The organism is Streptomyces sp. NPDC028928, assembly GCF_055564915.1.
This window is the reverse complement of sequence record NZ_JBVHVI010000014.1, coordinates 114764-136188: the sequence shown is the minus strand read 5'-3', so window position 1 is coordinate 136188 and position 21425 is coordinate 114764. Positions and strand designations below refer to the sequence as shown.

22 protein-coding genes are annotated in these 21425 nt (G+C 72.4%); 9 read left to right on the top strand and 13 right to left on the bottom strand.

Translation table 11 applies throughout. From position 1 onward, the window contains the following. Positions 1-88: 88 nt before the first annotated feature. Together chpH and ACZ4U1_RS30825 are read left to right on the top strand one after the other, a co-directional pair. On the top strand, positions 89-322 hold the full coding sequence (gene chpH, locus ACZ4U1_RS30830; RefSeq protein WP_014671723.1) for a chaplin ChpH: 234 nt from the start codon (positions 89-91) through the stop codon (positions 320-322). Positions 323-440: 118 nt separating this feature from the next. Further along, positions 441-1307, top strand: coding sequence for a chaplin (locus ACZ4U1_RS30825; protein ID WP_467907438.1), 867 nt, complete (start codon positions 441-443; stop codon positions 1305-1307). Positions 1308-1376: 69 nt separating this feature from the next. Here ACZ4U1_RS30825 and ACZ4U1_RS30820 read toward each other — a convergent pair whose 3' ends face one another. Continuing rightward, positions 1377-1565, bottom strand: a complete 189-nt coding sequence (locus ACZ4U1_RS30820; RefSeq protein WP_043407302.1) for a DUF5703 family protein — start codon at positions 1563-1565, stop codon at positions 1377-1379. 47 nt (positions 1566-1612) lie between these two features. On the opposite strand from ACZ4U1_RS30820, the gene ACZ4U1_RS30815 reads away from it, so the two are divergent. Further along, on the top strand, positions 1613-2371 hold the full coding sequence (locus ACZ4U1_RS30815; RefSeq protein ID WP_467907437.1) for a hypothetical protein: 759 nt from the start codon (positions 1613-1615) through the stop codon (positions 2369-2371). A 70-nt stretch (positions 2372-2441) separates the two neighbouring features. On the opposite strand, the gene ACZ4U1_RS30810 is transcribed toward ACZ4U1_RS30815, so the two are convergent. Both ACZ4U1_RS30810 and ACZ4U1_RS30805 read right to left on the bottom strand, forming a co-directional pair. Further along, positions 2442-4931, bottom strand: a complete 2490-nt coding sequence (locus tag ACZ4U1_RS30810; protein WP_467907436.1) for a helix-hairpin-helix domain-containing protein — start codon at positions 4929-4931, stop codon at positions 2442-2444. Further along, the gene (locus ACZ4U1_RS30805) at positions 4928-5911 is read right to left on the bottom strand and encodes an aldo/keto reductase (protein ID WP_467907435.1); all 984 of its coding nucleotides are present in this window, start codon (positions 5909-5911) and stop codon (positions 4928-4930) included. Before ACZ4U1_RS30805 ends, ACZ4U1_RS30810 begins: the two co-directional genes overlap by 4 nt. Before the next feature lie 170 nt (positions 5912-6081). On the opposite strand from ACZ4U1_RS30805, the gene ACZ4U1_RS30800 reads away from it, so the two are divergent. Beyond that, complete coding sequence (locus ACZ4U1_RS30800; protein ID WP_467907434.1) at positions 6082-7137, top strand: LLM class F420-dependent oxidoreductase; 1056 nt, start codon at positions 6082-6084, stop codon at positions 7135-7137. Between the two features lie 205 nt (positions 7138-7342). After that, positions 7343-8131, top strand: coding sequence for a ferritin-like domain-containing protein (locus ACZ4U1_RS30795; protein WP_467907433.1), 789 nt, complete (start codon positions 7343-7345; stop codon positions 8129-8131). 25 nt (positions 8132-8156) lie between these two features. Here the strand turns inward: ACZ4U1_RS30795 and corA are convergent, their stop codons facing one another. Further along, a complete protein-coding gene (gene corA / locus ACZ4U1_RS30790) occupies positions 8157-9152 on the bottom strand; it encodes a magnesium/cobalt transporter CorA (RefSeq protein WP_467907557.1) in 996 nt (331 codons plus the stop codon). Between the two features lie 62 nt (positions 9153-9214). Between corA and ACZ4U1_RS30785 the strand changes: the two genes are divergently transcribed. From ACZ4U1_RS30785 to mshC, 4 genes are all read left to right on the top strand, one after another. Further along, entirely contained in the window at positions 9215-9901 is a 687-nt protein-coding gene (locus ACZ4U1_RS30785; protein ID WP_467907432.1) for a histidine phosphatase family protein, read from the top strand. Between the two features lie 99 nt (positions 9902-10000). Then, entirely contained in the window at positions 10001-10591 is a 591-nt protein-coding gene (locus ACZ4U1_RS30780) for a DUF3090 domain-containing protein (protein WP_467907431.1), read from the top strand. Further along, positions 10555-11394 (top strand): SCO1664 family protein, encoded by an 840-nt coding sequence (locus ACZ4U1_RS30775; RefSeq protein WP_467907430.1) that lies wholly within the window; start codon positions 10555-10557, stop codon positions 11392-11394. Before ACZ4U1_RS30780 ends, ACZ4U1_RS30775 begins: the two co-directional genes overlap by 37 nt. 93 nt (positions 11395-11487) lie before the next feature. Beyond that, entirely contained in the window at positions 11488-12717 is a 1230-nt protein-coding gene (mshC, locus tag ACZ4U1_RS30770) for a cysteine--1-D-myo-inosityl 2-amino-2-deoxy-alpha-D-glucopyranoside ligase (RefSeq protein ID WP_467907429.1), read from the top strand. Positions 12718-12789: 72 nt separating this feature from the next. Here the strand turns inward: mshC and ACZ4U1_RS30765 are convergent, their stop codons facing one another. From ACZ4U1_RS30765 to ACZ4U1_RS30725, 9 genes are all read right to left on the bottom strand, one after another. Then, complete coding sequence (locus ACZ4U1_RS30765) at positions 12790-13701, bottom strand: PAC2 family protein (RefSeq protein WP_467907428.1); 912 nt, start codon at positions 13699-13701, stop codon at positions 12790-12792. Positions 13702-13864: 163 nt separating this feature from the next. Further along, positions 13865-14029 carry a hypothetical protein gene (locus tag ACZ4U1_RS30760; protein WP_467907427.1) on the bottom strand — a complete coding sequence of 55 codons (165 nt, stop codon included), beginning with the start codon at positions 14027-14029 and terminating at the stop codon, positions 13865-13867. A 10-nt stretch (positions 14030-14039) separates the two neighbouring features. Continuing rightward, positions 14040-14648: a methylthioribulose 1-phosphate dehydratase gene (mtnB, locus tag ACZ4U1_RS30755; protein WP_467907426.1), complete on the bottom strand. Its 609-nt coding sequence runs from the start codon at positions 14646-14648 to the stop codon at positions 14040-14042. Next, positions 14645-15364, bottom strand: a complete 720-nt coding sequence (gene mtnC / locus ACZ4U1_RS30750; protein WP_467907425.1) for an acireductone synthase — start codon at positions 15362-15364, stop codon at positions 14645-14647. The genes mtnB and mtnC overlap by 4 nt, the downstream gene beginning before the upstream one ends. Beyond that, complete coding sequence (locus ACZ4U1_RS30745) at positions 15361-15960, bottom strand: 1,2-dihydroxy-3-keto-5-methylthiopentene dioxygenase (protein WP_467907424.1); 600 nt, start codon at positions 15958-15960, stop codon at positions 15361-15363. The genes mtnC and ACZ4U1_RS30745 overlap by 4 nt, the downstream gene beginning before the upstream one ends. A 242-nt stretch (positions 15961-16202) precedes the next feature. Continuing rightward, positions 16203-17819 carry a glycerol-3-phosphate dehydrogenase/oxidase gene (locus ACZ4U1_RS30740; protein WP_467907423.1) on the bottom strand — a complete coding sequence of 539 codons (1617 nt, stop codon included), beginning with the start codon at positions 17817-17819 and terminating at the stop codon, positions 16203-16205. A 47-nt stretch (positions 17820-17866) separates the two neighbouring features. After that, positions 17867-19405, bottom strand: a complete 1539-nt coding sequence (gene glpK / locus ACZ4U1_RS30735; RefSeq protein ID WP_059248393.1) for a glycerol kinase GlpK — start codon at positions 19403-19405, stop codon at positions 17867-17869. Positions 19406-19485: 80 nt separating this feature from the next. Beyond that, positions 19486-20280: an MIP/aquaporin family protein gene (locus ACZ4U1_RS30730; protein WP_467907422.1), complete on the bottom strand. Its 795-nt coding sequence runs from the start codon at positions 20278-20280 to the stop codon at positions 19486-19488. Between the two features lie 378 nt (positions 20281-20658). After that, complete coding sequence (locus tag ACZ4U1_RS30725) at positions 20659-21423, bottom strand: IclR family transcriptional regulator (protein ID WP_467907421.1); 765 nt, start codon at positions 21421-21423, stop codon at positions 20659-20661. Positions 21424-21425 lie beyond the last annotated feature (2 nt).

The following is a 21425-nucleotide window of genomic DNA, read 5'->3' as shown; positions in this document are numbered from 1 at the left end:
ACGATCGGTTCGTAGCTTCATCAGTCCCTCCTCGTTACAGCTGATGTGATCCCGCGCCTTGGGATCGCATTGCCAACAAGGAGGAAGAATGATCAAGAAGGTCGTCGCTGCTGCGGCTGCCACCGGTGGGCTGGTTCTCGCGGGTGCGGGCCTCGCCGTCGCCGACTCCGGTGCCCAGGGTGCCGCCGTGCACTCCCCGGGCGTGGTGTCCGGCAACGTCATCCAGGTGCCCGTGCACGTCCCGGTGAACGTGTGCGGCAACACGATCAACGTGATCGGGCTCCTGAACCCCGCCTTCGGCAACGCCTGCGTCAACAAGTGACGCCGGCTCCCTGAGGGGCGTCTTCTTACGAGCCGTCGGCCTCGGAGCGCGCGCCACGCGTTCCGGGGCCGACCGGTCTTTCACGAGCGAAGAGATGGAAGGCAGGGGGGAATTCAGCATGCGACAGGGCACGCGCAAGGGCCTGATGACCATGGCCGCCGCGACCGGCGTGATCGCCGCCGCGGGCGGCTACGCACACGCCGACTCGGGCGCGGCGGGCAGCGCCGGGGGTTCGCCCGGCGTACTGTCCGGCAACACGGTGCAGGCGCCGGTGCACGCACCGGTGAACATCTGCGGCAACACCGTGAACGTCGTCGGGCTGCTCAACCCGTCGGTGGGCAACAAATGCGCCAACCACGGCGGCACTTCGGGGAGCGCCTCGGGAGGCGCTTCGGGGGGTCAGCACAGCGGCTCCGGCGGCGCGCACGCGGGCGGCCACACCGGCGGCTCGCCGGGCGTCGGCTCCGGCAACACCGTCCAGGTGCCGATCGACGTCCCGGTGAACGTGTGCGGCAACAGCGTCGACGTCGTCGGCGCGGGCAACGCCACGACGGGGAACGACTGCGCCAACGAGGGCGGATACGGCAACCCGCCCGGGAAGCCGGGTCACCCCGGACACCCTGGCCACCCCGGTCACCCTGGCCACCCCGGTCACCCGGGGCATCCCGGGCATCCGGGTCAGCCGGGCCACCCCGGTCAGCCGGGCAAGCCGGGCACCCCCGGGACTCCGGGCCACCCGGGCAAGCCGGGCAACCCCGGTCACCCGGGCGACTCCGGCAAGCCGGCCCACCCCGGCACGGGCGGCTCCACGGGCCACAGCACGTCCCAGGTCACGGCGCAGACGGGCCGCTCCGCCGAACCCCTGGCCACCGCCCAGCTCGCCCACACGGGCAGTGAGGTGCCGCTCGGCCTGGCGCTGCCGGCCGGCGCGGGCGCGCTGCTCGCGGGCGCGGTGATCTACCGCAAGGCACGGGCCGCGGCCTGACCGGAAACGGAGCGGGCCCTGCCATGCCGGCGGGGCCCGCTCCGTTCATGTCCGGTCACAGGTCCGGACTCACCACGTGGCACGCACCTGGCGGATGATCCGCCGGCGCAACCGCACCTTGCGGCTGCCGTCGCGCAACAGGCTCAGTCGGTCCAACTCCCAGTGTCCGTACTCGGCATGGTCCGTCAGCAGACGTGTCGCCTCCTTGCGCGAGACCCCGCGAGGTACGTACACGTCGACAAATTCGTATTCCGGCATCGCATCTATTGTGCGGGCTGGTGCCCGGTACGGATAGCGTCTGCACTATGTCTGATGCTGCGCAGCCCACCGCTGCCGAGGTACGCGCCGCCGCCGAGGCCGTCAAGACCGCGCTCGACCGTCATCTGGCCGCGGTCGAACGCAGGTCGGGGGAGGACGACCCGGCCGTCTCCGAGGCGTTCAACCAGCTGGCCGCTGCCGCCGAGGCGTACGACGAGCTGCTCTACGACCGTTACGACGAGGTCACCCCCTTCGAGATCCCCGGTGCGGAGGACACGCTGCCGCCGTACGCGGGCCCGGAGGAACCCCATGCGATCAGCGTGCTGATCCGCCGCGACTACACCGTCACGGAACCCCAGCGGCTGCTGGCGCAGGCCCAGCGGGTCGAGGCGGCGGAGTACGACGACGGCCCGGACGAGGACGATGCCGCCGGGACCGTCCCCAGGGCGCTGGGCATCCTCTTCGGCGAGTTCGAACCGGACGAGATCGCCTCCCGGCACAAGGAGTTCGGCCTGGACGAGGGCGACTCCACGCTCTGGGTCACCGCGACGGAGGAGCCGCCCGAGGCCGGGGAGTGGCTGGAGGCGCCGTTCGAGCACATCGATCCGCAGCAGGTGGTGTGCCGGTTCGATGTGAGCGCGGTCTTCGACGACGACGTCTCCGACGGCGAGGACCCGGACGACGGGGACGACGAGGATCTCGAGTTCATCGAAGACGAGGAAGAGGACGAGGAAGAGGACGAGGAAGAGGTAGAGGCCGAGGACGGGGAGGCCGAGGGGCTGGAGCCGCTCGACGCCGAGAAGTGAGGGGTGGCGGCGGTGCCGTAGGGGCCTGGGGCCGGTACGGCACCGCCGGACGCGGGGGCGGCGGGAAGCGTCAGGCTTCCTGCGGGCGCAGAAGCGTCTGCAAGCGGGTCGTGCGGGGCTTGGCCGGGATCTCCGCGACCGCCTTCGGCAGGGCCTGCTCCACGCCGTGGACCACGGACAGGTGCCGCTCCGCCCGGCCGAACGCCGTGTACACCCAGGGACGGCTGAGGACCTGCACCGCGTCGCCGGGCAGCACCACGACCGCCGCCGGCCAGCGGGCGCCCACCGCCTGGTGCGCGGTCAGCGCCCAGCCGTGCCGGACACTGCCCTCCACCCGCTCCCGGGGTACGACGACGGGGGCGCCGGCGCACGACAGGTGCAGCCCGTCGGCGTCGGCCTTCACCACCACGCCCGGCACCGTGCGCCCCGGCGCGGGGGAGTAGGCGATCCGGTCGCCGGGGTCGAAGCCGCCGAACCGGCCGGGGCCGGGGTTGAGGCGCTCCTTCAGGGCGGAGTTGAGGGCGCGGGTGCCCGCGGCTCCGCCGTGGCCCGGGGTGATCACCACGGTCTGGTCGGCCGGGACGCCGAGCGCCCGCGGCACCGAGTCCGCGACCAGCTGCACCGTGCGGTGCACGGCCTCGGCCGCGTCCCGGACCGGCACGATCACGATCTCCTTGCCGGGGGCGTCGACCTGGTTCAGCTCGCCGACGCCGATGCCGGAGACCAGCTCGCCGAGGGGCCCGGGATCCGGGACACGGGAGGCGGTCTGCGGGCAGACCCGGGCCGCGAGCAGGTCGGCGAAGACCCGGCCCGGACCGGCCGACCACAGCACCCCGGGGTCGCCGCTGAGCACCAGCCGGGCCCCGTCGGGCAGCGACTCCACCAGCATCGCGGCGCTCTCCACGTCCAGCTGGGGCGCGTCCAGCACGATCAGCAGGTCGAGTTCCAGGGCGCCGTCCGCGTCCCGGCCCGGACCCTCGGCGCCGGACAGCAGCCCGGCGACCGTGCCCACGCCCTGCTCCGCCGGCTCCCCGCCCAGCCGCTCGGCCAGGCGCCGGCGCCCGTCCGGCGTGTGGCAGGCGGCGAAGGCCCGCAGGCCCGCGGCGCGGGCGGCGCCGAGCAGCGCGGCCGGTTCGGCGCGGGCCGCCTCCCCTCCGGTGTGCAGCACCAGGCCGTGCCCGGCGACCGCGCGAGCCAGCTCGGCCGCACCGCCGGACAGCCCGGCGGCGGTCGCCTCCCAGGCCTGCCCGGCCTCCTTGGCCAGGGAGTTGACCAGCCGGGCCAGGCCGTCGGCGAGGCTCTCCTCGGCCAGCGCGTACCGCTCCAGGCCGACGAGGACCCGGACCGGCCGCTCCTGTTCCTCCTCGTCGGTGTCCTGCGCCGCAGGGGCACCGGGCTCCTCCAGGGCGTCCTGGAACACCAGTGCCTCGCCCTCGGCGAGGGTGGCCTGCACCGCAGCGTCCGGGTCCGGCACGCCCTGCTTGCCGAGCGCCGCGGTCAGCGTGGGCAGGTCCAGGGCGGTGTGCCCGGCCACGGCCGCCTGCTCCAGCAGCCACACGGTGACCGCGCGGCCCCGCCGCTCGTCGTCCGGTCCGCAGCCGGCGCCGAGCAGTGCCCGGGCGAAGCCGTCGGCCTGCTCCGGCCGTACGCCGCCGACCCGGAGCAGCTGCCAGGGGTCCTCCCGGAGCGCGGTGCCGGCGCCCTCGCCGAGGACTGCGGCGACCTGCGGGGCCAGGGCCTCCGGCGCGCCGCCCTCGGCCAGCACACGCCGTACGGCGTCGACGGTCTCCGGCGCGGGGCCGCTGGGCACGGCCGGCGCGGGGGCGGGCCGGGGCATGCGCACCGGCTCGGGCGCGGGGCGACGCGGTGCCGGTGCGGGCTCCGCGAACACCGCGGCCACCGGCTTCTCGCCGCTCTCCACGGCCCGGACCGCCGCGAGCAGGTCGGCGGCCTTGCCGCTCAGCTTGGCGCCGCTGGCGATCGGGCCCCTTTTCTCGGCCTTGCGCCGCTCGATCCGCTCCCGCTCGATCCGCTGCGCGGCCAGCTCGGCCTCCACCTCGGACAACTCGCCCGCACCAGCACCCCCCTCAGAGCCGCCCCCCTCCACGCCCTCGGCCTCGCCCGCACCACCGGCAGCCTCCGCACCGCCCGGGTGCTCCACGCCACCGGCACTCTCCGAGCCCTCGGCGTCCTCGGCTCCGTCGGTCCCCTCCGCGCCCTCGGCGGCCTCCGCGCTGCCAGGGTTCTCCGCCTCGTCGGCCGCCGCCGTGCCCTGGGCGTCGTCCGCACCGTCGACGGCCTCCACACCGCCAGTGTGCTCCGCCCCCTCGGGCTTCCCCGCACCGCCCGGGTGCTCCGCCCCGCCGGTGTGCTCCGCACCTGTGGTCGCCTCCGCGCCGCCGGCGGCCTCCGCGCCGGTGGTCGTCTCCGCGCCGGTGGTCGTCTCCGTGTCCTCCGCCGTGGCGTCCCCGTCGGGCCCCCTGTCCGGGGTCTCCTGGGGCTCATGGGTGTCCGGCGTCCCCGGCCCGGCTTCCTCCGTGGTCTCCGGCTCCGTGCTCACAGCGTGCTCCAGTCGTGATCGGGATAGCGGTGCACGGGCGCCGACACATCGTCCAGCGCCCGGCAGATCTCGTCAGGAAGACTAAGGGCCTCCACTGACAACGCCGCCGTGAGCTGCTGCGCGTTGCGCGCGCCGACGATCGGCGCGGCCACCCCGGGCCGGTCCCGGACCCAGGCGAGGGCCACCTGGAGCGGGGTCACGGCGAGCCCGTCGGCGGCCGTCGTCACCGCGTCCACGATCCGGGTCGCCGTGTCGTCCAGGTACGGCTCCACGAACGGCGCGAGGTGCTCGGAGGCACCGCGCGAGTCCGGGGGAGTGGCGTGCCGGTACTTGCCGGTCAGCACGCCCCGGCCGAGCGGGGAGGAGGGCAGCAGGCCCACGCCGAGGTCGAGCGCGGCCGGCAGCACCTCCCGCTCCACGCCCCGCTGCAGCAGCGAGTACTCCATCTGTGTGCTGGCCAGCCGGGTGCGGGCGCCCGGCGCGGCGAGCTGCCAGGTGGCCGCCTTGGCCAGCTGCCAGCCGCAGAAGTTGGAGACGCCCGCGTACCGCGCCCGGCCGCTGCTGACCGCGAGGTCGAGGGCGTGGAGCGTCTCCTCCAGCGGGGTGTCGGGGTCGTAGGCGTGGATGTGCCACACGTCGACGTAGTCCGTGCCCAGGCGGGCCAGAGAGGCGTCGAGCGCGGCGAGCAGATGGCCGCGGGAGCCGTCGAAGCGGCGGTCCGGGTCGGGGATGCTGCCCGCCTTGGTGGAGATCACCAGGTCCCGGCGCGGGACCAGGCCGTCCATCAGCTGTCCGAGCAGATACTCCGCCTCCCCGTGGCCGTACACGTCCGCGGTGTCGACCAGGGTGCCGCCGGCTTCCCAGAACGCCTTCAGCATGTCCGCGGCGTCGTGCTCGTCGGTGTCCCGCCCCCAGGTGAGGGTGCCGAGTCCGATCCGGGACACGCGCAGGCCGGTCCGGCCGAGATGCCTCTGCTCCATGCCCGCGAGATTACTGGCCAGAACCGGTGCGGTGGGTTGCCTGTGGACAACCGGATCGGCTGGTGCGCGGGCGGGGTGCCACCGGCCACGCCGGGTGGGTGCCCCCGCGCCCGCCCCCGCGCTAAGGTCTGCCCCACAGGCACGTTACTCATGAGTAAGGGGAATCGGCCATGCAGCTCGGGATCAACCTCGGCTACTGGGGTGCCGGAATGGACGGCGACAACCTGGCCGTGGCGCAGGAGGCCGACCGGCTGGGCTACGCGGTGTGCTGGGCCGCCGAGGCCTACGGCTCCGACGCGGCCACGGTGCTCAGCTGGGTCGCCGCCCAGACCGAGCGCATCGACGTCGGCTCGGCCATCTTCCAGATCCCGGCCCGCCAGCCCGCGATGACCGCCATGACCGCGGCCACGCTCGACTCGCTCTCCGGCGGCCGCTTCCGGCTCGGCCTCGGCGTCTCCGGCCCGCAGGTCTCCGAGGGCTGGTACGGCGTCAAGTTCGACAAGCCGCTGGCCCGCACCCGCGAGTACGTGGAGATCGTCCGCCGGGCGATGACCCGGGAGCGGCTGACGTACGAGGGCGAGCACTGGACCCTGCCGCTGCCCGGCGGTCCGGGCAAGCCGATCAAGCTCACCGTGCACCCGCAGCGCGAGCACATCCCGCTCTACATCGCCGCGATCGGCCCGAAGAACCTGGAGCAGACCGGCGAGATCGCCGATGGCGCGCTGCTCATCTTCCCCTCCGCCGAGCACCTGGAGGAGACGACGATCAAGCACCTGCGCGCGGGCCGGGAAAAGGCCGGGCTGACCCTGGACGGCTTCGACGTGTGCCCGACCCTGCCGATCGCCCTCGGCGACGACAAGGACGTCTCCCGGCTCGCCGACACCTTCCGCCCGTACACCGCGCTGTACGTCGGCGGCATGGGCAGCGCCAAGCAGAATTTCTACAACCAGCTCGCACAGCGCATGGGGTACGAGAAGGAGGCCGCCGACATCCAGCGGAAGTACCTGTCCGGGGACAAGCAGGGAGCCGCCGCCGCGATCCCGCAGGACCTCATCGACCGGACGACCCTGCTGGGCTCCGTCGACCGGATCGCCGACCGGATGAAGGCCTACGCCGCCGCCGGGGTCACCACCCTCAGCCTGTCGCCGGCCGGCTTCACGCTGGAGGAGCGGATCGCCTCCCTGCGGGCCGGCGTCGAGGCCCTGGAGCGCGCCGGGCTCGCGTAAGGGGGTTTCCGCGGCCGTGGTGGGGGCTCGGGGGTCTTCCCCGCCACGGCCGTCACCGGGAACAACGCGCCCGGAGCCGCGCGGTTACGACCCCCCGCGGTCCTTCTTTCGGCCGAGCGGGCCCGCACCCCTGTTGCAGCTTCCTTCTGTCCGCATTTGACTCGTTCTTTGCGGACACCGCGGAATGCTGCGGAAGGTGGCGCCCATGTTTTCGGCCAAGAGTCTGTTCCAGGAGATCCTCGCCCACGACGAGTCCTTCCGGCTCTTCTGCTCCATCGCCGCCGGCGGAGAGGCCCAGGGCGGCTGGGAGAACGGGCGGATCGCCGCACTGGTCCCGCGGAGCCAGCGCGCGCTGGCCCCGAAGATCGCCCGCCACGGCGCCGACGAGGACAAGCACGGCCGCATCTTCACCGCCCTGCTGAAGAAACGCGGGCTCACCCCCGTACCCGTACCGCCCGAGACCGACTACACCATGCTCCTGGAGCGCAACGGCATCGGTCTCGCCCACGACAAGCTCAGGCGGGACGAGCCGCTCACCGAGCGGGACATCGTCGTCTACCTCGCGCACAGCCGGGTCACCGAACAGCGCGCCTCCGAGCAGATGGAGCTGCTGCTCAGGCACTTCGCCGACCACCCCGACATCGGCAGGGCCGTCCGCATGATCTCCCACGACGAGGACAACCACCTCGCCTACACCCACGAGGAACTGCTGCGCCTCGCCGCCGCCGGGCACGGGCGGCTGATCCAGCGCACCCTGCGCGCGTGCGCGCTCGCGGAGATCCGCGTCTACCGGGACGTCAGCCTCGCCGTCATGGCCCACATGGGCCGCATCCTCGGCTGGCCGAGAGCCAAGACGGCGCTGCTCGCGGCCGGCATCCACGCCGTCTACGCCTACGAACGCCTCGCCGGCTGGCACCGCATGATCGGCCTGCGGATGCCCGAGCACCGCGACGCCCTCGGCGGACCGGCGGACCCGGTCCCCGAGTTCGTGTAGCGCCCCGAGTCCGCCACCGGAGACCTCACAGCCATCCCCGCCGCTTGAACAGCCGGTACAGCAGCACCTCCAGCACCGCCATCAGCGCGATCACCGCCGGGTACGACACCACCCAGTGCAGCTCGGGCATGTGGTCGAAGTTCATGCCGTAGATCCCCGCGATCATCGTGGGCACCGCGGCCATCGCCGCCCACGCCGAGATCTTCCGCATGTCGTCGTTCTGCCGCACGCTCATCTGCGCCAGGTGGGCCGACAGGATGTCCGACACCAGCCGGTCCAGGGCCTCCACGGACTCGTTCACGCGCGTGAGGTGGTCGCCCACGTCCCGGAAGAAGGGCCGCGCCTCGTCGCGCACGAAGGGCACCGCGCCGCCGAGCGGGCCGTTCCCGGCCAGCCGGGTCAGCGGCACCGTCAGCGGCCCGGTGGCCCGGCGGAACTCCAGGACCTGCCGCTTGAAGGTGTAGATCCGGGACGCGGTGTTGCGGGAACTGCCGGTCTCCGGCCGGAACACCTGCACCTCCAGCTCGTCCAGGTCGGTCTGCAGCTCCGTCGCCACCTCCAGATAGTGGTCCACGGTGGCGTCGGCGATCGCGTACAGCACGGCGGTGGGCCCCTTGTCGAGCATCTCCGGCTCCTCCTCCAGCCGGCGCCGCACCGCCGCCAGCGGCGAACCCTCGCCGTGCCGGACGGTCACCACGAAGGAGTCACCGACGAAGACCATCACCTCGCCGGCCGAGACGGTGTCGCTGTCGGGCTCGTACACGACCGGTTTCAGCACCATGAACAGTGAGTCGTCGTACACCTCCAGCTTCGGCCGCTGATGAGCCTTGAGGGCGTCCTCGACGGCCAGCGGATGCAGCCCGAACTCGTCGGTGACCAGGTCGAACTCCCGCTCCGACGGCTCGTACAGCCCGATCCACACGAACCCGCCCGCCGCCCGTGCCTCGGCGAGCGCGTCCGACAGGTCATCCGGTCCCTCGGCGCGGTGTCCGTGCCGGTAGACGGCGCAGTCCACGATCACGCTGCGCATTCTCCCTTCGCCCGACCGCCGGCGCACCAGGTGATGCGCCTACTCTGGTCCGCATGCCCACGTTGATCCTCGTCAGGCACGGACGCTCCACCGCCAACACCTCGGGCGTGCTCGCCGGGCGGACGCCCGGCGTCGCCCTGGACGAGCGCGGTGCCCAGCAGGCCGCCGCACTGCCCGCGCGGCTCGCCGCCCTGCCGATCTCCGAGGTCGTCACCAGCCCCCTCCAGCGCTGCCAGGAGACCGTACGGCCGCTGCTGGAGGCCCGCCCCGGCCTGCGCTCCCACACCGAGGAGCGGATCGGGGAGTGCGACTACGGCGACTGGTCCGGCCGCAAGCTCGCCGAGCTGAAGGACGAGCCGCTGATGGAGGTCGTCCAGGCCCACCCGTCCGCCGCCGCCTTCCCCGGCGGGGAGTCCATGCGGGCCATGCAGACCCGCGCCGCCGAGGCCGTACGCGAGTGGAACGCGCGCGTGGAGCGGGAGCACGGCGCCGACGCCGTCTACCTCATGTGCTCCCACGGCGACATCATCAAGGCGCTCGTCGCCGACGCCCTCGGCCTCCACCTCGACCTCTTCCAGCGGATCTCCGTGGAGCCCTGTTCCGTCACCGTCATCCGCTACACCCGCCTGCGGCCGTTCCTCGTCCGCCTCGGCGACACCGGGGACTTCGCTTCGCTCGTCCCGCGTGAGGAACCCGGGGACGGCGACGCACCGGTCGGGGGCGGTGCGGGCGCACCGTGATCGTCGGCCGCAGTAGGGTGAAGCGACCCACCCCGTCGCGCATCCGCACGGCCCGCACCGCTGAACCGCTCGAAACCACGAAATCAATGGAGACAGGACGTGTCCCGTCAGGTGTTCCTCTACGACCAGCCGGACCGCTTCGTGGCCGGCACGGTCGGACTGCCCGGGCGCCGTACGTTCTTCCTCCAGGCCACCGCAGGCCCCCGGGTGACCAGTGTGGTCCTGGAGAAGACCCAGGTCGCCGCGCTCGCCGAGCGCATGGACGAACTGCTGGACGAGGTCGTACGCCGTAGTGGCGGCAGCGCCGCGGTGCCCGCCGTGGCCCCCTCGGAGATCGCCGACACCGCGCCGCTTCAAACCCCCATCGAGGAGGAGTTCCGCGTCGGCACCATGGCCCTGGCCTGGGACGGCGAGGAACAGCGCATGATCGTCGAGGCCCAGGCCCTGGTGGAGCTGGACGCCGACACCGAGGAGGACCTCGCGGAGGCCGAGGAGCGGCTGCTCCAGGACGAGGAGAACGGACCCCCGATGCTGCGGGTCCGGCTGACCGGCGCGCAGGCCCGGGCCTTCGCCAAGCGCGCCCTGGACGTCGTCAACGCCGGGCGGCCACCGTGCCCGCTGTGCAGCCTCCCGCTCGATCCGGAAGGACACGTATGTCCGCGCCAGAACGGATACCGCCGCGGAGCCTGACGGCCGCCCCCGCGGGCGCCGGCCCGCACCCCGCCGAGCTGCTCGCGCGGGGTGAGCTGACCGTGCGCGGCCGGATTCGCGAGGCGTCCAACGCGGCCCTGTTCTGCACGGTCGCCCTGGACGGCCGGGAAGCCTCCTGCGTCTACAAGCCGGTGGCCGGCGAGCGCCCCCTGTGGGACTTCCCCGACGGCACCCTCGCCGGCCGTGAGGTGGCCGCCTACGAGGTCTCCGAGGCCACCGGCTGGGGGCTCGTGCCGCCCACCGTGCTGCGCGACGGGCCGTACGGCGAGGGCATGTGCCAGCTGTGGATCGACGTCCACGCCGAGGCGGAGCTGCTCGCCCTGGTCGACGGCGAGGAACCGGAGCCCGGCTGGAAGGCGATCGGGTTCGCCGAGGTCGGCGAGGGCCGCACCGCGCTGCTGGTGCACGCCGACGACGAGCGGCTGCGCCGGCTCGCCGTCCTGGACGCGGTGATCAACAACGCCGACCGCAAGGGCGGCCATCTGCTGCCCACCGCCGACGGCCGGCTCTACGGCATCGACCACGGCGTCACCTTCAACGTCGACAACAAGCTGCGCACGCTGCTGTGGGGCTGGGCCGGGGAGCCGCTGACCGCGGACGCCGTCAACGTCCTCAAGGGGCTGCGGGACGGCCTGGAGGGGGAGCTGGGCAGGCGTCTGGCCGCACTGATCACGGCGGCCGAGATCGACGCTACGCGCGCGCGTGTCGACGCGCTGCTCACCTCGGGCCTGCATCCGGAGCCGAGCGGGGAGTGGCCCGCCATCCCCTGGCCGCCCGTGTAAGCACATCCGGCGCCGAGGTACAAGAACGCGAAACCGGCCATCCGGCCCGATCCCGTTCGTATCCGCAGCTCGGCGCCGGTTAGGCTCATGTACATGCATGCCTGGCCCGCTTCCGAGGTCCCCGCCCTGCCTGGTCAGGGCCGCGACCTGAGGATCCACGACACCGCGACCGGCGGTCTGGTCACCCTCGACCCCGGCCCCGTCGCCCGCATCTACGTCTGCGGCATCACGCCGTACGACGCGACCCACCTGGGTCACGCGGCGACCTACAACGCGTTCGACCTCGTTCAGCGCGTGTGGCTCGACACCAAGCGGCAGGTCCACTACGTCCAGAACGTCACCGACGTCGACGATCCCCTGCTACAGCGGGCGGACCGGGACGGCGTCGACTGGGTCGCCCTCGCCGAGAAGGAGACGGCCCTCTTCCGCGAGGACATGACCGCCCTGCGGATGCTCCCCCCGAAGCACTACATAGGCGCCGTCGAGGCGATACCCGGCATCGTCCCGCTCGTGGAGCGGCTGCGTGAACTCGGCGCGGCCTACGAGCTGGAGGGCGACATCTACTTCTCCGTCGAGGCCGACCCGAACTTCGGCAAGGTCTCCCGCCTGGACGCCGCCGCGATGCGGCTGCTGTCCGCCGAGCGCGGCGGCGACCCGGACCGCCCGGGCAAGAAGAACCCGCTCGACCCGATGCTGTGGATGGCGGCCCGGCCCGGCGAGCCCAGCTGGGACGGCGGCACCCTCGGCCAGGGCCGGCCCGGCTGGCACATCGAGTGCGTGGCCATCGCCCTCGACCACTTCGGCATGGGCTTCGACGTCCAGGGCGGCGGCTCCGACCTCGCCTTCCCGCACCACGAGATGGGCGCCTCGCACGCCCAGGTGCTCACCGGCGAGTTCCCCATGGCCAAGGCGTACGTGCACGCCGGCATGGTCGCCCTGCACGGCGAGAAGATGTCCAAGTCCAAGGGCAACCTCGTCTTCGTCTCCGCGCTGCGCCGCGACGGCGTCGACCCCGCCGCCATCCGCCTCGCCCTGCTGGCCCACCACTACCGCGCCGACTGGGAGTGGACCGACCAGGTCCTCCAGGACGCCGAAGCCCGCCTCGCCCGCTGGCGCGCGGCCGTCTCCCGCCCCGACGGACCGTCGGCCGACGCCCTCGTGGAGGAGATCCGCGAGGCCCTGTCGAACGACCTCGACGCCCCCGCCGCCCTCGCGGCGGTGGACCGCTGGGCGGCCCGGCAGGAGGAGCAGGGCGGCACGGACACGGGCGCACCGGGCGTGGTCACGCGCGCCGTGGACGCGCTGCTGGGCGTGGCCCTCTGACGTCGCACCCAGCGCGTCCGGCACACGGCGAAGGGGCGCTTCCCGTCCGGGAAGCGCCCCTTCGCCGTACCCTCAGTCCTCGGAGCCTTCCTCGTCGTCCTTGGAACCGCCGGAGGAAGGACGCGGCTTCCCGCCCGGAGGGCCCACGTCCCGCCGCCGCAGGTACCGCTCGAACTCCCGCGCGATCGCCTCACCCGACGCCTCCGGCAGCTCTGCGGTGTCCCGGGCCTCCTCCAGCGTCTGGACGTACTCGGCGACCTCGCTGTCCTCCGCGGCCAGCTGGTCCACGCCCACCTGCCAGGCCCGCGCGTCCTCGGGCAGCTCACCCTGCGGGATGCGCAGGTCCAGCAGGTCCTCCAGCCGGTTGAGCAGCGCCAGCGTGGCCTTCGGGTTGGGCGGCTGGGAGACGTAGTGCGGTACGGCCGCCCACAGCGACACCGCCGGGACGCCCGCGTGCGTGCACGCCTCCTGCAGGACGCCGACGATGCCCGTCGGGCCCTCGTACTTGGTCTCCTCCAGGTCCATCCGGCGGGCCAGGTCCGGGTCGGACGTGACCCCGCTGACCGGCACCGGACGCGTGTGCGGGGTGTCTCCGAGCAGGGCGCCCAGGATGACCACCAGCTCCACGCCCAGCTCGTGCGCGAAGCCGAGCAGCTCGTTGCAGAACGAACGCCAGCGCATGGACGGCTCGATTCCGCGGACCAGCACCAGATCGCGCGGCTTCTCACCGCCGACGCGGACCACGGACAACCTTGTCGTCGGCCACGTGATCTTGCGCACACCGCCGTCCATGAACACCGTGGGGCGGTTCACCTGGAAGTCGTAGTAGTCCTCGGCGTCCAGCGCCGCGAACACCTCGCCCTTCCACTCGCGTTCCAGATGCGCGACCGCCGTGGAGGCGGCGTCGCCGGCATCGTTCCAGCCCTCGAACGCGGCCACCATGACTGGGTCGATCAGCTCGGGAACCCCCTCCAGCTCGATCACCCAGTGCCTCCTTCCGACGTGCCCTCGCTTGACTCACCAACCTTACGGCGTCCGGCGGGGGCGCCCGCAGCCCCCTTGCACGGGGGAGTGAACGGATCACTGCCCCGTTCCCGGGCCCCGAACACCCCCGGTCAGCGGCGAGACCCGGCGTCCCCGGCCGGACTCACGGCGGCCCGACGGGCACAGCACCGAGTTCCCGGCGCTCCGCACGATTGCCCCCGTGGAACTCCGGGCCGGCCGCGACCAGTTGCCCCACCGACGACTCCGGCACCGTGGTGACGTAAGTGCCGTCGCCCTGCCGTACGTCGAGGACCCGGATCAACGACAAGGAGGCGGCCCTAGGGCCCCGTCAGCTCCAGCTCCAGCAGCCACTCCACCACCTCCGTGTGGTGCCGGGCCCGCCGCGGATCCGCACCCCACACGTACAAGCCGTGCCCGGCGACGACCACCGCCGGCATCCGCGGGTTGCGCGCGGCCTCCAGCCGGTCGCCCAGCTCCGTCATGTCCTGGCTGTTGGCGATGACCGGCAGCAGCACGTCGACGTCGTGGGCGGGCTGGCCGACCCCCTTGAGGATCTCCAGGTCCCGGAACACGATCCCGCCGGGCGCCCGGCGTCCCATGGCCACCGACGCCACGGTGTGCACGTGCACCACCGCGCCCGCACCCGTCAGCGCGGCCACGCGCGCGTGCAGCTCGGCCTCCGCCGACGGCCTGCCGCCCCGCACGGCCGCGCCCCGACCGTCCACCAACACCACGTCGGAGGCCGTCAGTTCGCCCTTGTCGCGGCCGCTCGCGGTCACCGCCAGCCGCAGCGGATCGCGGGACAGCACCACCGACAGGTTGCCGGAGGTGCCCCGCATCCAGCCGAACGAGGCGAACCGGGCGGACTCGGCGGCGAGCACCGCCCCCGCCTCCTCCAGGTCGAGCGCGCTGATGTCGGCGGTCATGCGATCCTCCTCGCGACGGTGATCTCGTCGAACGTGCCCGCCTGGGCGTGGCCGCCGACCCCCTGCTCGTAGTACGGCTCCCCGGGCCGCCGGATCCCGACGGTCCGCCAGCCCGCCTCCCGGGCCGCGTCCAGCTCGCCGGGCCGGTCGGAGAGGAACAGCAGCCGGTCGGCCGCCACGCCGGCCGCCGAGGCGATCCGGCGGTACGACGCCGGCTCCTGCTTCGGTCCCGCGTTCTCGGTGTCGTACAGCGCCGAGACCAGGGGCAGCAGGTCTCCCTCGGGGGTGGAGGAGAACCACGCCCGCTGTGCCGCCACCGACCCGGACGAGTACACGTACAGCCGTACGCCCGCCGCGTGCCAGGTGCGCAGGGCGGGGACGACGTCGTCGTAGAAGTGGGAGACGAGGTCGCCGCGGGCGAACCCCTCGGACCAGACGATGCCCTGCAGGGTCTTCAGCGGGGTGGCCTTGCGGTCCTCGTCCAGCCAGGCGTTCAGCGTCTTCTCGATGCGCACGGCGTCCGCGTCCGGCTCGCCCGTCAGCTCCCGCACCTGCGCCATCGCGCGGGCCACCGCCGGTTCGCCGGCCCGCTCGGTGAGCAGCGCGGCGAAGCGGGCACGGGAGTACGGGTACAGCACGTCCACCACGAATCCCGTGGCGCTCGTGGTGCCCTCGATGTCGAGCACCACGGCGTCCGCCTCGATCCGCAGCCTCACGCGGCGTCCCTGTCCCGTGCGTACCCGGCGGCGATGGTGTCGTGGTCCGGGAAGCGGGAGGCGATGGCGGAACCGGTGAAGGCGGCGACCCAGCCGTCCTCCTCGTGGAAGAAGCGGATCGCGGTGAACGACGGCCGGGTGCCCATGTCGAACCAGTGCGCGGTGCCGCGCGGCACGCCCAGCAGGTCACCCTTCTCGCAGTAGACCGCGTGCACCTCGCCGTTGACGTGCAGGTAGAAGACGCCGGAGCCGGAGACGAAGAAGCGGACCTCGTCATCGTCGTCGTGCGTGTGCTCCTGCAGGAACTTCTCCCGCGCGGCCTTCGCCCTCACCGGGTACTCGGGGCCGTCGCCCGGGTGCAGGCCCAGGACGTCGACGGTGGTGAAGCCCTCCTCGGCGTTGATCCGGTCGATCTCCGGGCCGTACGCGGCGAACACCGTCTCGCTGCCGGCGTCGTCCGGCACGTCCTCACGGACCGGCCACTGCTCGTACCGCACGCCGAGGGGTGCCAGCACCGCGGCGATCTCGACGGGGTCGGCGGTACGCCGGACCACCGTCCCGGGTCCGGACTCGGGCCAGCTCGTCAGCAGGGTCATGGCGTCAACTCCAGGAAAAGGGAGGGAACTCCGGACACCGACACAAGCACTGGACGGGCGGGGGAGGGAAGAGGGCATCGCGGCGAAGAGGGCATCGCGGCGAAAGGGACCCGGGCAGGCGAAAGGGGCGGCTCCGTCGGCGCGGAGCCGCCCCTCTCGGTGTTCCGGACCCGGTGCGGCGGGGTCCGGAGTGCCGGCGGCGGTCGGGCTCAGGTCGGGGGAGGACCGGCCGCCGCTCGGGTCTACTTCTTGTCCAGCAGGTCCTGGACCTTGGCCTTGACCTCGTCCGTGGCCAGGCCGCGGATCGTCAGGGTGGTGCGGCGGCGCAGCACGTCGTCCGGCGTCTCGGCCCACTCGTGGTCACGGGCCCACACGACCTGCGCCCAGATCTCCGGGGCGTCGGGGTGGACACGCTCGGCCAGCTCCGGGTTGTCGTTCGCCAGGCGGGCGATGTCGAAGGCCAGGGAGCCGTAGTGGGTGGCCAGGTGCTTGGCGGTGTCGGCGGCCATGCGCGGGCCCGGGGCCGGACCGTCGACCAGCAGCCGGTGGGCGACCGCGCGCGGGTTGGCGACACCCGGCAGCGGCAGCTTCTTCGGCAGCGAGGAGATCGGCTCGAAGTCGTCGCCGAGCGGGTGGCCCGGCAGCGCCTCCAGCTTCTGCATGATCGTCCGGCCGATGTGGCGGAACGTCGTCCACTTGCCGCCCGCGACGGACAGCATGCCGCCCCTGCCCTCGGTCACCACGGTCTCGCGCTTGGCCTTCGCGGTGTCGCCGGGGCCGCCCGGCAGCACCCGCAGACCGGCGAACGCGTAGGTGATGAGGTCGCGCTCGAGCTGCTGGTCCCGGACGGAGAACGCGGCCTCGTCCAGGATCTGGGCTATGTCCTTGTCGTTGACGGACACGTCCGCCGGGTCGCCCTCGTACTCCTCGTCGGTGGTGCCGAGCAGCAGCATGTCCTCCCACGGGAGGGCGAAGGTGATGCGGTACTTGTCGATGGGCGTCGCCAGCGCGGCCTTCCACGGCGAGGTCCGCTTCAGCACCAGGTGCGCGCCCTTGGAGAGGCGGATGGACGGCGCCGCGTTCGGGTCCTCCATCCGGCGCAGGTGGTCGACCCAGGGGCCGGTCGCGTTCAGCACCAGGCGGGCGTTGACGCCGAACTCCTCGCCGGACAGCCGGTCCTTGAGGTCGGCGCCGGTGACCCGGCCCTTGGTGAAGCGCAGGCCCGTCACCTCGGCGTGGTTGAGGACGACCGCGCCCGCCTCGACGGCCGCACGGACCGTCATCAGCGCCATGCGCGCGTCGTTCATCTGGTCGTCGCCGTACACGGCCACGGCCTTGAGGTTCTCGGTGCGCAGCTCGGGCACGTCCTGCGCCGCCTTGGCCGGCGAGAGCAGGTGGCCGACGCCGTCGCCGAACGCGGAGAGCGCGGAGTAGGCGAAGACGCCCGCGCCGAGCTTCGCCGCGCCGTGCGGCCCGCCCTTGTACACGGGGAGGTAGAAGGTGAGCGGGTTCGCCAGGTGGGGGGCCACCTGGCGGGAGACCGCACGGCGCTCGAAGTGGTTCTCCGCCACCAGCTTCACCGCGCCGGTCTGCAGGTAGCGCAGACCGCCGTGGAGCAGCTTGGAGGAGGCGGAGGAGGTGGCGCCGGCGAAGTCGCCGGCGTCGACCAGCGCCACCCTGAGCCCGGACTGCGCGGCGTGCCAGGCGGTGGAGATGCCCAGGATGCCGCCGCCGATCACCAGAAGGTCGTACGACGCCTTGGAGAGCTGCTCCCTGGTCTCGGCGCGGCTCGGGTTGGAGCCGGAGGCCGGGTGCGTCCCCAGGGCAGGTACGGACTGCAGGGTGGACTGACTGCTCATGTCGGGTACTTACTCCTCGTCAGAGATGGCCGAGCCGGGGGAGCCGCTCAGCTCTCGTCCTCGATCCAGCCCATGGTCCGGTCGACGGCCTTGAGCCAGTTCTTGTACTCACGGTCGCGGGTCTCCGCGTCCATGCGGGGGGTCCACTCGGCGGCCCGGCGCCAGTTGGCGCGCAGGTCGTCGGTGCTGGACCAGAAGCCGACGGCGAGACCGGCGGCGTAGGCGGCGCCGAGGCAGGTGGTCTCGGCGACCATCGGGCGCACCACGGGTGCGTCCAGGACGTCGGCGAGGGTCTGCATCAGCAGGTTGTTGGCGGTCATGCCGCCGTCGACCTTGAGGGTCACCAGCTCGTCGCCGGAGTCCTTGACCATGGCGTCGGCGATCTCCCGCGTCTGCCAGGCGGTGGCCTCAAGGACGGCGCGCGCGAGGTGCGCCTTGGTGACGTACCGGGTCAGACCGGCGATCACACCGCGGGCGTCGGAGCGCCAGTGCGGGGCGAACAGACCGGAGAAGGCCGGCACGAAGTAGGCTCCGCCGTTGTCCTCGACCGAGAGCGCGAGCGTCTCGATCTCGGCGGCGGTGGAGATCAGGCCCATCTGGTCGCGCATCCACTGCACCAGCGAGCCGGTGACGGCGATGGAGCCCTCCAGGGCGTACACGGTCGGCTGGTCGCCGATCTTGTAGCCGACGGTGGTGAGCAGACCGGCGTAGGAGTTGATGATCTTGGAGCCGGTGTTCATCACCATGAAGGTGCCGGTGCCGTAGGTCGACTTGGTCTCGCCCTCGGAGAAGCAGGTCTGGCCGAACAGGGCCGCCTGCTGGTCGCCGAGCGCGGAGGCGACCGGGATGCCGCCGAGCAGGTCGCCCAGCTTGCCGCCGGTGACCTCGCCGTAGACCTCGGCGGAGGACCGGATCTCGGGCAGGATCTGCAGCGGCACGCCGATGGATTCGGCGATCTTCTCGTCCCACTGCATCGTGTGCAGGTTCATGAGGAGGGTGCGGGAGGCGTTGGTGACGTCGGTGACGTGCTTGCCGCCGTTGACACCGCCGGTCAGGTTCCAGATGACCCAGGTGTCCATGGTGCCGAAGAGGATGTCGCCGGCCTCGGCGCGCTCCTTCAGGCCCTCGACGTTGTCGAGCAGCCAGCGGGCCTTGGGCCCGGCGAAGTAGGACGCGAGCGGCAGACCGGTCTCCCGGCGGAAGCGGTCCTGGCCGACGTTGCGGCCCAGCTCCCTGCAGAGCGCGTCGGTGCGGGTGTCCTGCCAGACGATGGCGTTGTGGACGGGCTCACCGGTGTTCTTGTCCCACAGCACGGTGGTCTCGCGCTGGTTGGTGATGCCGATGGCCTTGATGTCGTCACGGGTGATGCCGGCCTTCTCGATGGCTCCGGCGACGACTTCCTGGACGTTGGTCCAGATCTCGTTGGCGTTGTGCTCGACCCAGCCCGGCTTCGGGAAGATCTGCTCGTGCTCCTTCTGGTCGACGGAGACGATACGGCCGTCCCGGTCGAAGACGATGCAGCGCGAGGAGGTCGTGCCCTGGTCGATCGCCGCGATGAAGGGGCCTGCGGTGTGGGCGTCGGTCACTGTGTGCTCCTGAAAGATCCGTGGTGATGGGGCTGTACGTACGGCGCGTGCTCGAAGACTCGGTGCTGTCCGCGAGCTTTCTAGGCGAAGGCGACGTTGTAGATGCCTGCCGCGATGGCGGCGCCGACCAGCGGACCGACCACCGGGATCCAGGCGTAGCTCCAGTCGGAACCACCCTTGTTGGGCAGCGGCAGCAGGGCGTGCACGATGCGCGGGCCCAGGTCACGGGCCGGGTTGATCGCGTAGCCCGTCGGGCCGCCGAGCGAGAGACCGATCGACACCACCACGAACGCGGTGATCAGACCGCCGAGGATGCCGAGGCCGTTGCCCTTGTCGTTCAGGCCCTGGGTGAGGACCGCGAGGATCAGCACGACGGTGCCGATGATCTCCGTGGCGAGGTTCTGCGCCACGTTCCGGATCTCCGGACCGGTGGAGAAGACGCCGAGGACCGGACCGGCCCCCTTCTCCTGGGCCTCCACCGCCTTGGCCGAGGTGGCCTGCGCGCCGGGGCCGCCCACGATCTCGTGGTCGGTCAGGTGCGCCTGGAACTGGCCGTAGTAGGTGACCCAGACCAGGGCCGCGCCGATCATCGCGCCGAGCAGCTGCCCGGCGAAATAGGTCGGAACGTTGCTCCAGTCGCTGTCCTTGATGGCCAGGGCGACGGTGACGGCCGGGTTGAGGTGGGCACCGGACAGCGGTCCGGAGATGTACACGGCCGTCATCACGGCGAAGCCCCACCCGAAGGCGATGGCGAGCCAGCCGGCGTTACGGGCCTTGGAGGCCTTCAGCGTGACGGCGGCACAGACGCCGCCGCCGAGCAGGATGAGTATGGCGGTACCGATGGTCTCGCCGATGAAGATGTCGGAGCTGGACACCCGCGACTCCTTTGTCCTTCGTCCAGGGGTAACCGAACCCCGGGTCCCGCCGGGGGTTCTGGCGCCCTCGGGGGTGAGAGCGATGCCGGCCCTTGGCGTTGTCACACTCTAGCGCGTATTGCCGGTAGGTGTTCGACAATGCCGACCGATGGACGGGAGTCTTGTTCGGCGTTACGCGTGCGTCAAGAGTTCTGTTATCGAAAACAGGATCGTTATTGATCGCTGCGGGTTATCGACCTTCGTGCACGGACGTACGATCTAGCCCTTTTTGTCGCTTTCAGGGTAGGGCGAGGACCGGAACGCCGCCTGGCGTCCCGGTCGTTCCGTGTTCCGGTCCGGTCGTTTCGTGGTGCGGTCGTCTCGTGGTGCGGCCGACGGTCAGAACCGGCCGGCGCCCAGGTCCCTGGAGACCGCGCGGGCGCAGTCCCGCACCGCCGCGATCAGCTCCGGGCGCAGCTCGCCGTCACGGCACAGCCGCTCCACCGCCCCGGTGATCCCCACCGCGCCCACGGGCATCCGCCGCCGGTCGTGGATGGGCGCCGCGATCGACGCCACGCCCTCCCAGGTCTCCTCCACGTCCGCCGCGTACCCACGCGCGCGCGTGATGTCGAGCAGGTGCTCGAAGTCGCCGGAGTCGCACACCGTGCGCTCCGTGAAGGCCTTCCGCTCGGAGTCCAGCGCCTCGCTGTGTGCCACCGGGTCGTACGCCGAGAGCACCTTGCCCAGGGCCGTCGAGTGCAGCGGCTGCATGGCCCCGATCTCCAGCACCTGCCGGCTGTCGTCGGGCCGGAAGACGTGGTGCACGATCAGCACGCCCTGCTGGTGCAGGACGCCCAGGTACACGCTCTCCCCGCTGGACCGGGCCAGGTCGTCGGCCCACACCAGGGCCCGCGCGCGCAGTTCGTGCACGTCGAGATAGGTGGTGCCGAGCCGCAGCAGCTCCGCGCCCAGCTGGTAGCGGCCGGAGGCGTCGTCCTGCTCCACGAAGCCCTCCTGCTGGAGGGTGCGCAGGATGCCGTGGGCGGTGCCCTTGGCGAGGCCCAGTGAAGAGGCGATGTCCGAGAGGCCGAGCCGCCGCTCGCCACCCGCGAGCAGCCGCAGCATCGCCGCCGCCCGTTCGAGCGACTGGATGTTCCGTGCCATCG